Here is a 14,091-nt window from a genome sequence, read left to right as displayed (position 1 = left end):
ACCGGAAGGTAATAAAAGAGCGCCCGTGGTATTGTATCACGGGCGCTCTTTTATTATAGCTTACGCCCATCGCTCGTAAACGCAGGAAACCAAAACACCTGGATGCTGGTAAAACGGAAAGAAACAAATCTGCCTGCAGAATTAATTTTAACTAAATGCTATGAAAGAACAGAACAAAGAAAAAACCGCACTTATCACCGGGGCCTCAAATGGATTTGGGATGGAATTCGCTCGGCTATTTGCCAAAGATGGCTATAACCTCATCCTGGTTGCCAGGAGTACGGACAGAATGAAGAAGCTGGGCTACGAGTTGCAAGATGAGTATGGCTTGGAAAAAGTATGCATCATTACAGCAGATTTAACACGCCCAGAGGCTCCTAGAGAAGTTTACGACCAAGTTGTGCAGCAAGGCATTGATGTGGACGTGCTGGTTAACAACGCTGGTGCCGGCGTGCATGGCTTTTTCTTCGAAACTGATTTAGAACGCGAAAAAGCGATTATTCAACTAAACGTGACTACGCCGGTGGAGCTAACCAAGCTCTTTCTGAAGGATATGAAAAAACGAAACGAGGGTAAAATCTTAAACCTTGGATCCGTGGTTTCTTTCATGCCTTCGCCGCTAATGGCTATATATGGGGCTACTAAAGCGTTTTTACTGTCTTTCTCGGAGGCTATTGCCAATGAATTAAAAGATACGGACGTTACTGTAACTGCGCTATGCCCGGGTGCTAGCAATACAATGTTTTTCAGGAGGGCGGGGGCTGCCCATACGCGCGCAGCGCACGGAAGCCTGTCAGAACCCGAAGAAGTTGCCAGAGAAGGTTATAATGCACTAATGCATGGAGAGGTACGCGTGGTACCAGGGCTGGCTAACAAGCTACAGGCAACAGGTTCAAACGTAATACCTGATAAGGCACTTGCCGCAACAATGCGCCACCTGATGGAAGAGGAAAATGAGGAACTGAACCCGGAGAGTAAACTATAACTCGTGCTAGTATAAAAACAAAGCAGGGGCCTTTATACAAGGCCCCTGCTTATTTTGAGCATAGACAACAAATGCCATCTGCTCTTTATATTATCCTATACGCATCTATAATATCTAAGTTTATTCTGAGTCAAGTTTTTTTATCTTCTAATAACTATTTGAGGCGAGCATCACTAAGGTGCAATGGTGCATGGTATCAATGCCTGCTTCCTGGGCCATCCGTTCAAGTTCCTGATTTTCAGTGCCAGGGTTGAAGATAATGCGCTTCGGTTTTAGCCCTAATATATAATCATACCATACGGGCTGGTTGCGCGGCCCAACATATAGCGTTACTGTATCAACTTCCTCGATAGGCTGGCTTTTGTCTGTAATAATTGGCTCACCATCCAGTTCAGCTTTTTTTATCCCAACTGGCACCGCCTCATACCCATGTGCACGCAAGCGGTGAAACGCTTTATAAGCGTAACGCGTGGGGTTATCTGAGGCTCCCAGTACAACAGTTTTTTTCATATCGTTTAAGTATTAAGTTCAACACATAGTATAAGTAGTGTACTTTGTGTGCAATTAAAAAGTTGATGATCCTCGACCGCTTTAAAAAGTAAAACCTCGCCGCATAAATATGCAGAGAGGTTTTACATTAACATGTCTGGTACAATTATCTTTAAACAGATCGAACACCGGCTTTCATAGCGGCCATTTCAGCGCAACGCTCTCCGTCCATAGCCGCAGAAACAATGCCACCCGCATAACCAGCTCCCTCACCGCAAGGGAACAGGCGCTTTACATGCACATGCTCTAGCGTTTCACGGTCGCGGGGGATGCGCACAGGTGAGGAGGTTCGGCTTTCAACACCTACGATCTGTGCATCATTTGTTAGGTAACCACGCATTTTGTTTCCAAATGCTTTGAAGCCTTCCCGCAGGCGATAGCTCATCTCATCAGAAAAAAGGGTATTCATATCCACTGGCACCAGACCGGGTTGGTACGATGTATCCAGCAATTCGCCGCCAGCTTTGGACCGGGTAAAATCTTGGAGCAGCTGCGCCGGCGCGGCCTGTGTGCCGCCAGCCATTTGGCAAGCCTTCTGCTCCAACTGCTGCTGCATGCGCAGGCCAGCCAGCGCGCCATACTTTCTAAGATCCATATCTTCCAGCTCAATGGCTACCACAATGCCTGAGTTAGAGAACTTTGAATCGCGGCGGCTCGGCGACATACCATTTACAACTACCTCGCCGGGAGCCGTTGCCGATGGCACAATAAAACCGCCCGGGCACATACAAAACGAAAAGATGCCACGCTTCTTGTTGTTATAATGTGTTTGATGCACCAGCGCGTAAGACGATGCCGGCAAATAAGGCCCACGGTCCTCGCACTTATACTGTATACTGTCGATCAGGCTCTGCTGATGCTCTACGCGCACACCCATGGCAAAAGGCTTCGCCTCCACGGTTACGCCTTTGTGGTGCAGCAGCTCAAATATATCGCGGGCACTGTGGCCTGTGGCAAGTATAACCGACTCACCCAGGTATTCCTGGCCGTCTTGTGTTACTACGCCACGCATCTCGCCATGCTCAAGTATAAAATCGCTCACGCGCTTATCAAACAGCACTTCACCGCCCGCCTCGCGCACTGTTTCCCGGATCGCCTCGATGATCTTAGGCAATTTGTTTGTGCCGATATGCGGATGGGCATCAAATAGTATATCAGGAGTGGCACCGTGCTGCACAAGTATCTGGAGCACCCGCTGCACATCGCCGCGCTTTTTGGAACGGGTGTAGAGCTTTCCGTCAGAGTATGTTCCTGCTCCGCCCTCGCCAAAGCAATAGTTAGAGTCAGGGTTAACGGTATGCTCCTTGTTGATGGCGGCCAAATCCCGGCGCCGGCTTCTCACATCTTTGCCACGCTCCAATACCACGGGTTTCAGGCCAAGTTCAATACAGCGCAACGCAGCGAAGAGCCCGGCCGGGCCGGCACCGACAATCACAACTTGCTTAGCCTTGGAAACATCAGGGTAAGTATACTTCGGGGAGATAATGTCTGACGGCGGGTTATCCAGGTATACATCTGCCCGCACTAGCACTTGTACGCTTCGCCCGCGGGCATCGATGGAGCGCTTCACACGGTGCAGGAATTTCACATCTTCTGGCTGCACCTGTGCGCTTTTCAGGATCTCCCTGTCTAGCTGCTGCGCATCAAACGCGAGCTCTGGCGGAAGCACCAGTTCTAATTCTTTCTTTCTCATTACTAACAGGTAAGGTAGTTAGCCTTAAACTCTTTGATTAAATTTTAATTGATGGTGATATAGTTATGCACTATAAAAAATCAGCCACAGCTGGACTGTAACAACGCAAGAGGCGCACTAATTCAATGGTTGAAAAAATAGTATGACTTCTTGAACCAGTGTAGGCTCCGGGCATTAGATTTACAGATCTTTCAGCACTCTGTCTACCCAGCCTTTGCCCCATTCTCCCAGTTCTTGCTCACTCCAGAGCTCAGGGTAAAATATTCGTTTCTGAAAACGCGGAGGCAAATACTTTTGCCAGTTAGTGCCGCCGGTGGCAGCAATTACCTCAGGGTCGCGCTGCAGGTAACGCACTGCAGACTTGTAGTGCATCAGCGGCCAGTTCACATTCACGTTGCTATCGAGGTTGCGCAGGGCTTCCTTCAGCTTTGGGTTTTGCTGGTCCTCCTCTGGCAAGTTTTTATAGACATACCACACGTTTTTATGCGTGTATTCCTTGGCAAACCGGATAAGCTGGTCGGTATACTTTTCCTCGAACTGCAGCAGCGTAAGGGTTTTAGCGCCGGAGGCAACCTCGGTGGCGCCTTCTTTCCAGTAAATACAGCCTATCATCTCCTCGTGCGTGCTCTCTAGGCCCAGTGCGGCGCGCTTGGCTTTATCCACCAGGTTGCGCAGGTCTGTGGAGGCAATCTCTATCATGCGGTACTGCACCGATTGAAACCCACTGGCAGGCATCAGCGCCATCCTGAACTGCAGGAACTGTTTGGGGTCCATGCCATCCACCATCACATCGAAAGAGCTAACCAAATTATCAAAGTATCGGTTTATGCGCTTCAAGCGAAGCAATAGCTCATCCACTGTAATATCCTTTGTCTCACCGATTTGCTTAAACTCCTCCAGGCAAAGCTTAAAGTATAACTCCGTAATCTGGTGATACATGATAAAGATCTTTTCATCCGGAATATCGGTGCGCGGGTTCTGCAGGCTCAGCAGGGCATCCAGATGGATATAATCCCAATAGGATAGAAAATTAGTATGGAAGAGCCCTTCCAGGTAAGCTGCCAGGTCCTGCCCTAGGGGTACATACTTTTCCTCCAGCCGCTTTAGCTGTTCAAGCACTTCGGGTTTAAATGCATGCTTCATGCCGAGAGAGTTATTTATTTGAGGGTGAATTGTGGCAAAAATACGAAAATTGTTGAGCCCGCGAATGGAATGCAGTAACATAAGACATCTATTCTCTTTTTACGGAGCTATTAGGTTTTCAGAAAAGCATTTAACCATATTATCCTTACTTAAGCTCTGGCTTTATGGAAGGTTGGGCAAGTTTTGTAGATAGAAAAAGCGGGTTTGTAGAAATAAAGCTAAATTAACCACGGAATAGCGCAAAGCTGCTACTTAATTGCTAAATTTGATTTTTACGATATTATAAAGTATGGCTGAGAAAAGCAGCGTTTTTGATATGATCGGGCCAGTGATGATAGGGCCATCCAGCTCGCATACGGCTGGGGTGGTTCGGATTGCCAGAGCGGCTATTCGCATTTTGGGGGCCGCACCACAGGAGGCAACCATTACCTTTTATAACTCCTTTGCCCGCACTTATGAGGGCCATGGCAGCGACCGCGCCATAGTGGCTGGCCTGCTCGACTTTAAAACTGATGATAAGCGCATTAAAGAAGCTTTTGATTTCGCAAAAGAGCGTGGCTTAAAGTATACGTTTCGTTCGGTGGGCAATGCATCCACCATGCACCCCAATACCATTAAGCTAAACCTGAAAGCAGGAGAGCGCGAGGTTGAAGTAATAGGGCAAAGCCGGGGGGGTGGCGTGATAAAAATAGTTGAAGTAGATGGCTTTTCAGCCAACTTCTCCGCCACACTCCATACGTTGATTATTGATGCTGACGACGTGAAAGGAAGTATCGCCTTTATCGCTTCGGTTCTGGCCCACGACGAATGCAATATTGCCACCATGAACGTATCGCGCAAGGGTAAGAACGACCGGGCGCGCCAGTTTATTGAAATGGACTCGGGCATAAAGCCTATCACGCTGGAGTACCTGAAGCAGCTTGCCTGGGTGAAGCATGTGGTCTATATCCCTAACATTGATCTATAATAAGTATACCTACTATGAAAAAAACATCAAAGAACTTACTGCTGGCGTTAGGCCTGGCTGCGGCAAGTGCGCCGGCGGCTATGGCACAACAACAGCAAGACCCAAACGGCGATGGCGTCTGGACTTTGCAGGAGGCCGTGGAGTATGCCAAAACCCATAACCTGCAGGTAAGGCAAAGCACCTTAAACAAACAAATTAACGAAATAGACTACAAACAGTCGCGGATGGATAGGCTGCCTAATTTAAATGCCAGCGGCAGCTATTTTTTTAACAGCGGTTCTTTTCAGGACCCGGTTACTTTCACCGTTCAGACACAGGAAGCGCAAACTGCAAATTTCTCTGCCAATGCTTCTGTTCCCTTATTTCAAGGCTTCAGACTCAACAACCTAATCAAGCAAAACAAGCTTGAGCTGGAGGCGAGCAAGCAGGATGTGCTTTCGACACAAAACGACATCATCATACAAATTGTAACATCATACCTTAATGTTCTTTTCTCTGATGAACTGATTAAAACCTCAGAACTGCAGCGCGATGCTACAAAGCAGCAGTTGGACAGGACCCGCATACTGTTTGACGCCGGCAGCGTAGCCGAGAACTCCGTGCTTGACCTGGAGTCTCAGTTCGCTACTGATGAACTGAATGTGATCAATGCCATGAACCAGCGCGACATTGCCAGGTTAAACCTGATGCAATTGTTGAATATTCAGGCTAACACGGAGTTTCAGATAGAGATACCTGAGCTGCCAGAGCCGGGGCAAAACCCAATCGTAGCCGATGCAGCACAAGTATATGATGTTGCCTTGCAAACGCTCCCAGCCATTAAGGCCGTTGACCTGCGGGTTGAAAGCGCGCAAAAAGGCGTGGATGCTGCGAAAGGTAACTACTATCCACGTTTAAGTTTGGGAGCAGGAATCAATACCCGTTATGCCAGTACGTCCGACTTTTTGCTGGGCCGTGAGAATGTCTTTATAAAGCAAACACTCTTTACTGACCCACAAGGCACCCAGCCGCAAACGTTTTATGTGCAGCAGCAGGCACCCGTTTACGGCGACTATTCCTTCTTTGACCAAGCGAAGGATAACGTAGGTAAAAACGTCGGCTTATCGCTGTCAGTTCCAGTTTTCAATGGTTTCCAGGTACGCAATAGCGTACAACGAGCCATACTTGCCCAGGAAAACGCTGACCTGAACGCGGATATTGCACGCAACAACCTGCGCCAGACTATAGAACAGGCATATGTAGACGCGGTGGCCGCTAGGCGCAAGTATACAGCCGCAGCAGAGCAGGTGAGGGCTTCGGAGAGAAACGTCCGGAATGCCGAGCTTCGCCTGAACGCTGGCGTCATAAACTCCGTGGAGTATGTTATTGTGGCCAATACATTCCGTAGCGCTCAGTCTGAGCTACTGCAGGCTAAGTATGATTATATCTTCAAACTCAAAGTTCTAGACTTTTACCAAGGCAAAGACATATCTTTCTAAAAACTATGGCTAAGAAAAAATCAAAGCTAATCCCCATTCTGATCGGCGTACTGCTGGTATTCCTGGTATTTATCATTGTGGCTAAAATGCAGGGCTGGATAGGCAAGGAGGAAGGCACCGAAGTAGTGCTCGCCGAAGCTAAATCCGCAGACATTGTAGAAAAAGTGAGCGCCTCCGGCAAGATTCAGCCCGAAACCGAGGTGAAGATCAGCCCGGACGTTTCTGGAGAAATCATTGAATTGAATGTTGAAGAAGGCGACTCCGTTGTAAAAGGTCAACTTCTACTCCGTATCCGCCCTGATAACTACCAGTCGATGGTGGATGCACAGCAAGCTTCTGTTAACACCATGCGCGCCAACCTAGCGCAGGCAAAGGCACGACTGGCACAGGCACAGGCAAACTTTGCACAGGTAGAGCAGAACTTCCAGCGCAACAAACCGCTTTTCGCACAGAAAGTGATTTCGCAGTCGGAGTGGCAGCAAATTGAGGCAAACTACCTGGCCACAAAGCAAGAAGTTGAGTCGGCCCGCCAAAGCGTTCGCGCCTCCGAGTATAACGTGCAAAACGCGCAGGCATCTTTAAAAGATGCGCGCGAAAACCTGAACAAAACCACCATTTACGCACCGGTTAGCGGTATTGTTTCTAAACTGAACGTAGAGCAGGGCGAGCGCGTGGTTGGCACCTCTCAAATGGCCGGTACCGAGATTATGCGCATTGCTAACCTGAACAACATGGAGGTACGCGTAAACGTGAACGAGAACGACATTATCCGCGTAGCCCTCGGAGACTCAGTTATTGTAGAGGTTGATTCCTACACCAGCCGCGACGAGAAGTTTAAAGGTGTGGTTACTTCTATTGCCAACACTGCTAAAGATGCAACTACATTGGAGGCAGTAACTGAATTTGAAGTACGCATCCGCTTAATCAACCGCTCTTACGATCACCTTCGCGAAACTACTTCCCGTCCGTTCCGCCCAGGCATGACCGCTTCCGTGGACATTATCACAGAAAGAAAATCTAACGTTTTATCCGTACCTTTGTCTGCGGTAACTACACGCTCTGCTGAGCCGCAGGGTGGCGAGAAACCTGAAGATGAAGGCGAGCAGCAGGAAGCAGCTGCGCCAGCGGCACAGGTAGAAGAAGTTGTATTTGTATACGACGAAGCCACAAACAGCGTAAAAACGGTTAAAGTAAAAACAGGCATCAGCGATTTTGAGAATATCCAGATCGTAAGCGGTTTAAAGCCTGGCCAAAAAGTGGTGTCAGGTCCGTTTAGAGCCGTGTCTAAGTTGCTGAAAGACGGTGCAAAAGTAGCGGTAAAGGATGAGGCGTCTTTAAACAAACAAGCCATCGCCGCAGATACTAACGAAGACTAAGCGTATTGGAAAAAGTAGCAGTATTAGGAGGTGGAAGCTGGGCCACAGCGCTGGTTAAAATCCTCTCCGAAAACAAATCGCAGGTAAACTGGTGGATGCGCAACGAAAACGACGTCCAGCACCTGATCAATTACAAACATAATCCGCGCTACCTTAGCCAGGTTTCGTTTGACTTGAATTTTGTAAAGCCCTCTACTGATATAAAGGACGTTGTTGCGTCATCAGACTGGGTTATACTTGCAGTGCCAGCCGCATTCGTGCAGCTGGCACTTGCCAATTTACCGGCAGATGCTTTAAGAGGCAAAGTGGTTGTTTCCGCAATCAAGGGGATGATCCCGCAGGAGAATATCTTGATCACGTCTTATGTGGAGCGGGAGTTTGAAGTGCCTAACTCGCACCAACTGGTTATTGCTGGCCCTTGCCATGCAGAAGAAGTGGCGCTCGAAAAGCAATCATATCTGACAATTGGTTCGCACGACCTTCCCACGGCAGAGCGCTTCTGCGAGTTGCTGCGCAACCGCTACGTAAAGGCCAACCCGCTCGATGACCTGGACGGGATTGAGTACTGTGCCGTGATGAAAAACATTATTGCGCTAGCCTGTGGCATAGCCCGTGGGCTAAACTTTGGCGATAACTTTCAGGCGGTGCTGGTATCCAATGCCATGTTTGAGATTGAGCGATTCCTGGACACCATCATGCCGATGCACCGCAGCCTGAATGGCTCGGCCTACCTGGGAGATCTACTGGTTACGGCTTATTCGCAATTCAGCCGCAACCGTACATTTGGCAACATGATCGGGCATGGCTACACTGTTAAATCAGCACAGATTGAGATGAATATGGTGGCAGAAGGATATTATGCCGCTCAAAGCATTTACGAACTCAATAAAACACTGCACGTGGATATGCCTATCACCAATGCGGTATACCTTATACTTTACGAGCGTATTTCCCCTGCTGTGGAGTTTGAGATACTAAAGGATAAGTTTAAATAAGGACAACAAACATCAACTTACATAAAAAGCACATCCTCTAAAGGATGTGCTTTTTATACTTTAGCCTTCTGGAATACCCGGTCGCCGAGTGCTCGGTAAACGGCCATCGTGGTAATAGCTACGGAAAAGCAGATGGCATATAAGCTGGATAGTATCAAAAACTCTTTGCTGTTAAGAAAGTATAGGGCCTTAAGGTCCATTAGGTAAAGCATAATACCCGAGATGGCTGCTCCATACAACCCTAGCATAAACGAACGGCTAAAGGTACTGGAGGGAAGCCGGTCTATCACTGTTTGGCTTTTAAGGTGCCAATGCAAGGGTAACACGCGTTGCGTTTGCAAAGCCTTGCGCGTAGCTTTTGTAGCCAGCCAGCTAAGAATAAACCCATATAGAATGCTGAACGCCATGAAGTGCATGGCGATACTATGTGGCCCCCACAGCGGCACGTAACTGCTTTTAGCCCATAACAGTTGCACCAACGCAAAGTTCAGCACTGCTGAAAACGCAGCGAGCACACTTGCCAGGGCAATCAGGAATCGGTAATTCAGGCTAATTTGCATGTTGTAAGTCTGTATCTGTAACACCTGTTTATACTTTGTTTACGCTCCAGAAGGTTTTAAATACACTGGAAGTATAAATACTGGCAATTTGCCGATCGGTTCAGCGCATTGCAATACGCTCAAATTAACCATTTCATGAAGCAGCACCTGCAGCAGATAGATGTCATCAAAGGCCTGGCCATCATAATGGTTTTGCTTCTGCACTCGCTTACCCGCAAGGATTTGCTAGACAGCTATGCCATTTACCATATCTGGCAGGCTGTTCCGCTATTTATGATTGTGATGGGCTTAAACCTGGGCTTAAGTGTGCACGCCAAATCTCCACAAGCAAATGAACTGTACACAAGAATATACTTCCTCAAAAAAGCTACCCGTATTCTAACCCCATACTTTATCGTTTTTCTTTTGTGCGTACCGATCGGGCTGGCTTGGGAGTGGATTCAGGAAGAAGAAGTGCTCACCTTCGACAGCTATACATGGGTAGGCGTGCTCCCTGTAACAGGCAGAGGCAACTATTTCATCACGCTTTTACTGCAGTCCATAGTGTTGCTCCCCATTATTGGTTATGCTTTCAGTAGAAAACCGATTGTGACTTCGGTTCTACTGCTTGCCGCCGAGCTTGCGTATCATGTTTGGGCCACAGAGTTTAGCTTTTTCGATGAGAACAACTATCTGCATGATGCAGCTTTCCCGAGATACTTTACGGCAATTGTTTATGGGCTTTGGTTATCGCGGATAGTTAAATTACCGTTGAGACAGCCTTACTTTCTAATTCTGGCCATGCTAGCCGTTTCCTCAATAGCCATGCTTTGGTTTTTAGCCTACGGAAACCTTGATCTGTCGGCAGTGTTCAGGCCAGCATGGGAATTGCAGCAAGTTTTTACGTATGGTTACGCAGCTTTTCTTGTCTGGCTCACCATACGTGTGTTGCCATCATCCTCCGGCAAAGTTCCGTTGCGGCTTCTGGCAGAGCTAGGCAAGGCCTCATACCACATTTTCCTGGTGCAAGTAATATATTTTGGGCTGGCACAGCAGGATTACCCGCTACTCACTAATGTGGCTATTTGCATTATTGTAGGGTATAGTTTTTTTAGAGCAGAGAAAAAATGGCAGCTATGAAGTGCATCGCTTAACATGCGGAATTATTGTAATAAGAGGCACATATATTAGCAGTATTTTATTAGCTTTAGATACTCGCTAAAGAAAACAAGCCTGTGATAAAAGTTGTTTGTGCTATTATGGAGCAATATGATCGTGTGTTGGTAACACAGCGCAGCGATTCAATGCCGGAGCCTTCTCGTTGGGAATTTCCGGGAGGGAAGCTAGAACCCGGCGAAACCGAAGTTGAGTGCCTTATCCGAGAGATTAAAGAGGAACTTAGTTTGGATGTGCAGCCATTGCAACGGTTAACCCCAGTCCGCTACACGTCTTCCAGCGGGCCGATCGAGCTCATTCCTTATATCTGCAAGTACCATCATGGGGCAATTAATTTGGTTGAGCATACCGCCTACCAATGGGCTCAGTACTCGGATCTGACGCAGTATGACTGGTGCCCAGCTGATGTTCCTATCGTAGAGGAGTTGCTCCAGCTAAAAGGGCATTAGCATTTTACCATACTTTCAGAAGCTGCTTTTTAGCCCTACCTTTGCAGCATGCAATTCCCTGATTCTTTTACCGCGCGCATGCAGCGCCTGCTAGGCTCGGCTTATCCTGATTTCCTGAATGCGCTGCAACAAGCGCCGCCAGTCAGTATTCGTGTAAACAAGGCCAAAACTTCGCTTAAGCCAGAATTAATGCCTGTGCCGTGGGCTGAAGCCGGCTATTACCTACCCGAGCGCCCGCTCTTCACTCTGGACCCAGCCATACATGCTGGTGCTTACTATGTGCAAGAGGCAAGCTCTATGTTTGTGGAGCAGGCCCTGAAGCAATGCGTAGACCTCACACAACCAATCCACGTATTGGATTTGTGCGGCGCGCCAGGCGGTAAATCAACGCACCTGGCCAGCCTTATATCCGATGACAGTCTTTTGGTGGCGAATGAGGTTATTCGTAGCCGAGCATCTATACTAGCCGAAAACGTTGCCAAATGGGGAAGCGGCAATGCACTAGTAACCAGCAACGACCCGCGTGACTTTAGCAGGCTTCCCGATTTTTTTGACGTAATGGTTGTAGATGCGCCCTGCAGTGGCGAAGGCATGTTCCGTAAAGATCCGCAAGCCGTGGTAGAGTGGTCCGAGGAAAACGTAAAGCTTTGCGCCCAGCGCCAGCAGCGTATTCTGATGGATGTTTGGGACGCCCTGAAACCTGGCGGCCTGCTAATTTACAGCACCTGCACCTGGAACGAGCAAGAAAATGAGGAGAACATAGCCTGGCTGGCACAACAGGAAGGCGCTGAAAGTATAAATCTTCAATTTGACCCAAGCTGGGGCGTGGAGCAAACCGAACTGCAGGGCGTGAAAGGGTACAGGTTTTACCCGCACCGTGTACAGGGTGAGGGCTTTTTCATGGCCGTAATGCGCAAACAAGGAGATGCAGAAGAGGTTATACATGGGAAAAGCAGAAAGAAGAAGTATAAACTTACTCCGGCCGGAAAAAAAGAGAAAACGTTGGTAGAGAACTGGCTGGAGCAACCTGAGCAGTATACTTTCCTGCAGTACGGCGAGGTAATCTCTGCTTTGCCTGAAAACCTTTTCGAAGCTGCTGACGAAGTATACCAAAACCTATATGTGCTGTACGCCGGAATTGAACTGGCAGAAGTGAAAGGAAAAAAACTGAAACCACTGCAGGGTCTGGCGCTTTCGCAGCATTTAAATAAAGATGCTTTTGAGGTGGCGGATCTTAACCTGGATCAGGCGCTCCGTTATCTACGCAAAGAGGACATTAACCTGGGCACAAACGGCAACGACTGGCTTTTGCTGCAGTACAACGGCTTACCACTTGGCTGGGCAAAGCAGATTGGCAACCGCATGAACAACTATTACCCGAAAGAATGGCGCATCCGTATGGAGCTGCCTACTGATTTGCCTGAAGGTGTGCTGAAATTTAACGCGTAATACCCCTCATACCAAGTATAAAAAGAAGGCCGACCTTAATTAAGGTCGGCCTTCTTTTTATACTTGGTATCTTTAAAATACTACTCCACAAATAACACCAAACCTTTCAGGTACTCACCTTCGGGATGGAAGATAGAGATCGGGTGATCGGCAGGCTGGGAGAGATGGTGCATGATTTTAATGTTGCGCCCCGCCTCAATCGCAGCAGCCATTACGGTGTTGTTAAAAAGGTACTTGTCTACTACCTGCGAGCAGGAGAAGGTGAACAGTATACCGCCCGGCTTAATTCTTTTCATTGCTTCGGCGTTCAGGCGCTTGTAGCCCATAAGCGCATTGTGGCGCACTTTCTGGCTTTTGGCAAAGGCAGGAGGGTCCAGCACGATCACATCATACATATCTTCCTTACCCTTCAGAAACTCAAAGGTGTCCACAGCGAAAGCTTCGTGTTTTTCTGGTGCCTGGCTCAGCTCGCCGTTTTTCACCGTCAGTTCGATCGCTCTTTTAGACACATCCACGGAATGCACGAGCGTAGCACCTGCGTTCAGGGCATACACCGAGAAGCCGCCTGTATAGCAGAAAGTGTTCAAAACGGCTTTATCCTTTACGTAGCGCGCCAGTAAGTCGCGGTTCTCACGCTGATCAATAAAGAAGCCCGTTTTCTGTCCGGTTTCCCAATCAATGAAAAACTGGTTGCCATTCTCGGTTACCACCACACCGCCTTCAGACTCGCCATATAGGTACCCATTTTGCGCCTGCACCGGACCTTTGGCCGGCAACGACTCAGCACTTTTGTCATACACGGCACGCAGCCTGCCGCCATATATCTCTTGCAGTGCTTTAGACACATGCTCGCGCACGCCATACATACCAACAGTATGCGTCTGCACTACGGCGGTATCCTTATAAAAGTCAACGATCAGGCCGGGCACGCCATCACCTTCGGCATACACTAAGCGGTACACGTTTGTGTTAGGGTTATCTACCAGGCCTAGGCGCTGGCGGTAGTCATAGGCTTTTTGAACCTTGCCTTTCCAGAAAGTATAATCCGGCTCGGCCTGCTCAAACGAAAAGATACGCACGGCAATGGAGCCAGGCGCATAATGGCCCATGCCCAAAAACTCACGCTTGCTGGAGTATACTTCCACCACATCGCCCTCGGCCGGCTCTCCGTCCGCTTTTCTGATTGCCCCGGAAAAAACCCAAGGGTGTTGGCGCTTCAGCGAGTGCTCCTTGCCCGGCGCTAAGTATAATTTGGTAAGTGACATCGTAATTGCTTAAGAACTGCCGCATGT

The 14,091-nt window shown here is 48.4% G+C and carries 13 protein-coding genes; 8 read left to right on the top strand and 5 right to left on the bottom strand.

Going from position 1 to position 14,091, the window contains the following annotated elements:
* Positions 1-160 precede the first annotated feature (160 nt).
* On the top strand, positions 161-985 hold the full coding sequence (locus tag D1627_RS06425) for an SDR family NAD(P)-dependent oxidoreductase (RefSeq protein ID WP_119431408.1): 825 nt from the start codon (positions 161-163) through the stop codon (positions 983-985).
* A 147-nt stretch (positions 986-1,132) separates the two neighbouring features.
* On the opposite strand, the gene D1627_RS06420 is transcribed toward D1627_RS06425, so the two are convergent.
* The 3 genes from D1627_RS06420 to D1627_RS06410 all read right to left on the bottom strand — a co-directional run bounded on the left by D1627_RS06420 (position 1,133) and on the right by D1627_RS06410 (position 4,370).
* Positions 1,133-1,495 carry a CoA-binding protein gene (locus D1627_RS06420; RefSeq protein ID WP_119431407.1) on the bottom strand — a complete coding sequence of 121 codons (363 nt, stop codon included), beginning with the start codon at positions 1,493-1,495 and terminating at the stop codon, positions 1,133-1,135.
* A gap of 151 nt (positions 1,496-1,646) precedes the next feature.
* A complete protein-coding gene (locus tag D1627_RS06415; RefSeq protein WP_119431406.1) occupies positions 1,647-3,227 on the bottom strand; it encodes an NAD(P)/FAD-dependent oxidoreductase in 1,581 nt (526 codons plus the stop codon).
* A gap of 180 nt (positions 3,228-3,407) precedes the next feature.
* Entirely contained in the window at positions 3,408-4,370 is a 963-nt protein-coding gene (locus D1627_RS06410) for a tryptophan 2,3-dioxygenase family protein (protein WP_119431405.1), read from the bottom strand.
* 289 nt (positions 4,371-4,659) lie between these two features.
* Between D1627_RS06410 and sdaAB the strand changes: the two genes are divergently transcribed.
* From sdaAB to D1627_RS06390, 4 genes are read left to right on the top strand one after another with little or no spacing between them, the layout of a single operon-like run.
* Positions 4,660-5,337: an L-serine ammonia-lyase, iron-sulfur-dependent subunit beta gene (gene sdaAB / locus D1627_RS06405; protein ID WP_119431404.1), complete on the top strand. Its 678-nt coding sequence runs from the start codon at positions 4,660-4,662 to the stop codon at positions 5,335-5,337.
* 14 nt (positions 5,338-5,351) lie between these two features.
* On the top strand, positions 5,352-6,815 hold the full coding sequence (locus tag D1627_RS06400) for a TolC family protein (RefSeq protein ID WP_119431403.1): 1,464 nt from the start codon (positions 5,352-5,354) through the stop codon (positions 6,813-6,815).
* Positions 6,816-6,820: 5 nt separating this feature from the next.
* The gene (locus D1627_RS06395) at positions 6,821-8,191 is read left to right on the top strand and encodes an efflux RND transporter periplasmic adaptor subunit (RefSeq protein ID WP_119431402.1); all 1,371 of its coding nucleotides are present in this window, start codon (positions 6,821-6,823) and stop codon (positions 8,189-8,191) included.
* Positions 8,192-8,196: 5 nt separating this feature from the next.
* Complete coding sequence (locus D1627_RS06390; RefSeq protein WP_119431401.1) at positions 8,197-9,186, top strand: NAD(P)H-dependent glycerol-3-phosphate dehydrogenase; 990 nt, start codon at positions 8,197-8,199, stop codon at positions 9,184-9,186.
* Positions 9,187-9,239: 53 nt separating this feature from the next.
* Here D1627_RS06390 and D1627_RS06385 read toward each other — a convergent pair whose 3' ends face one another.
* Positions 9,240-9,746 (bottom strand): hypothetical protein, encoded by a 507-nt coding sequence (locus D1627_RS06385; protein WP_119431400.1) that lies wholly within the window; start codon positions 9,744-9,746, stop codon positions 9,240-9,242.
* Positions 9,747-9,881: 135 nt separating this feature from the next.
* Here D1627_RS06385 and D1627_RS06380 point away from each other — a divergent pair, with 135 nt between their 5' ends.
* The 3 genes from D1627_RS06380 (at position 9,882) to D1627_RS06370 (ending at position 12,799) form a co-directional block, all read left to right on the top strand.
* Complete coding sequence (locus tag D1627_RS06380; RefSeq protein WP_119431399.1) at positions 9,882-10,865, top strand: acyltransferase family protein; 984 nt, start codon at positions 9,882-9,884, stop codon at positions 10,863-10,865.
* Between the two features lie 95 nt (positions 10,866-10,960).
* A complete protein-coding gene (locus D1627_RS06375) occupies positions 10,961-11,350 on the top strand; it encodes a (deoxy)nucleoside triphosphate pyrophosphohydrolase (protein WP_262697019.1) in 390 nt (129 codons plus the stop codon).
* 48 nt (positions 11,351-11,398) lie between these two features.
* Positions 11,399-12,799, top strand: a complete 1,401-nt coding sequence (locus D1627_RS06370; protein WP_119431398.1) for a methyltransferase RsmF C-terminal domain-like protein — start codon at positions 11,399-11,401, stop codon at positions 12,797-12,799.
* Positions 12,800-12,879: 80 nt separating this feature from the next.
* Here the strand turns inward: D1627_RS06370 and D1627_RS06365 are convergent, their stop codons facing one another.
* Entirely contained in the window at positions 12,880-14,064 is a 1,185-nt protein-coding gene (locus tag D1627_RS06365) for a class I SAM-dependent rRNA methyltransferase (protein WP_119431397.1), read from the bottom strand.
* Positions 14,065-14,091 lie beyond the last annotated feature (27 nt).

This window comes from Pontibacter oryzae, from assembly GCF_003576375.1.
GTDB lineage: Bacteria > Bacteroidota > Bacteroidia > Cytophagales > Hymenobacteraceae > Pontibacter > Pontibacter oryzae.
The sequence above is the reverse complement of the archived record's forward strand: the minus strand, read 5'-3'. Positions and strand labels throughout refer to the sequence as shown.

What these genes read in the sequence shown, in the direction of transcription:
- sdaAB (WP_119431404.1), top strand. Translation starts at nt 4,660, where the DNA reads ATGGCTGAGAAAAGCAGCGTTTTTGATATGATCGGGCCAGTGATGATA.
- D1627_RS06415 (WP_119431406.1), bottom strand. Translation starts at nt 3,227, where the DNA reads ATGAGAAAGAAAGAATTAGAACTGGTGCTTCCGCCAGAGCTCGCGTTT.
- D1627_RS06410 (WP_119431405.1), bottom strand. Translation starts at nt 4,370, where the DNA reads ATGAAGCATGCATTTAAACCCGAAGTGCTTGAACAGCTAAAGCGGCTG.
- D1627_RS06370 (WP_119431398.1), top strand. Translation starts at nt 11,399, where the DNA reads ATGCAATTCCCTGATTCTTTTACCGCGCGCATGCAGCGCCTGCTAGGC.
- D1627_RS06400 (WP_119431403.1), top strand. Translation starts at nt 5,352, where the DNA reads ATGAAAAAAACATCAAAGAACTTACTGCTGGCGTTAGGCCTGGCTGCG.
- D1627_RS06365 (WP_119431397.1), bottom strand. Translation starts at nt 14,064, where the DNA reads ATGTCACTTACCAAATTATACTTAGCGCCGGGCAAGGAGCACTCGCTG.
- D1627_RS06385 (WP_119431400.1), bottom strand. Translation starts at nt 9,746, where the DNA reads ATGCAAATTAGCCTGAATTACCGATTCCTGATTGCCCTGGCAAGTGTG.
- D1627_RS06395 (WP_119431402.1), top strand. Translation starts at nt 6,821, where the DNA reads ATGGCTAAGAAAAAATCAAAGCTAATCCCCATTCTGATCGGCGTACTG.
- D1627_RS06425 (WP_119431408.1), top strand. Translation starts at nt 161, where the DNA reads ATGAAAGAACAGAACAAAGAAAAAACCGCACTTATCACCGGGGCCTCA.
- D1627_RS06380 (WP_119431399.1), top strand. Translation starts at nt 9,882, where the DNA reads ATGAAGCAGCACCTGCAGCAGATAGATGTCATCAAAGGCCTGGCCATC.
- D1627_RS06420 (WP_119431407.1), bottom strand. Translation starts at nt 1,495, where the DNA reads ATGAAAAAAACTGTTGTACTGGGAGCCTCAGATAACCCCACGCGTTAC.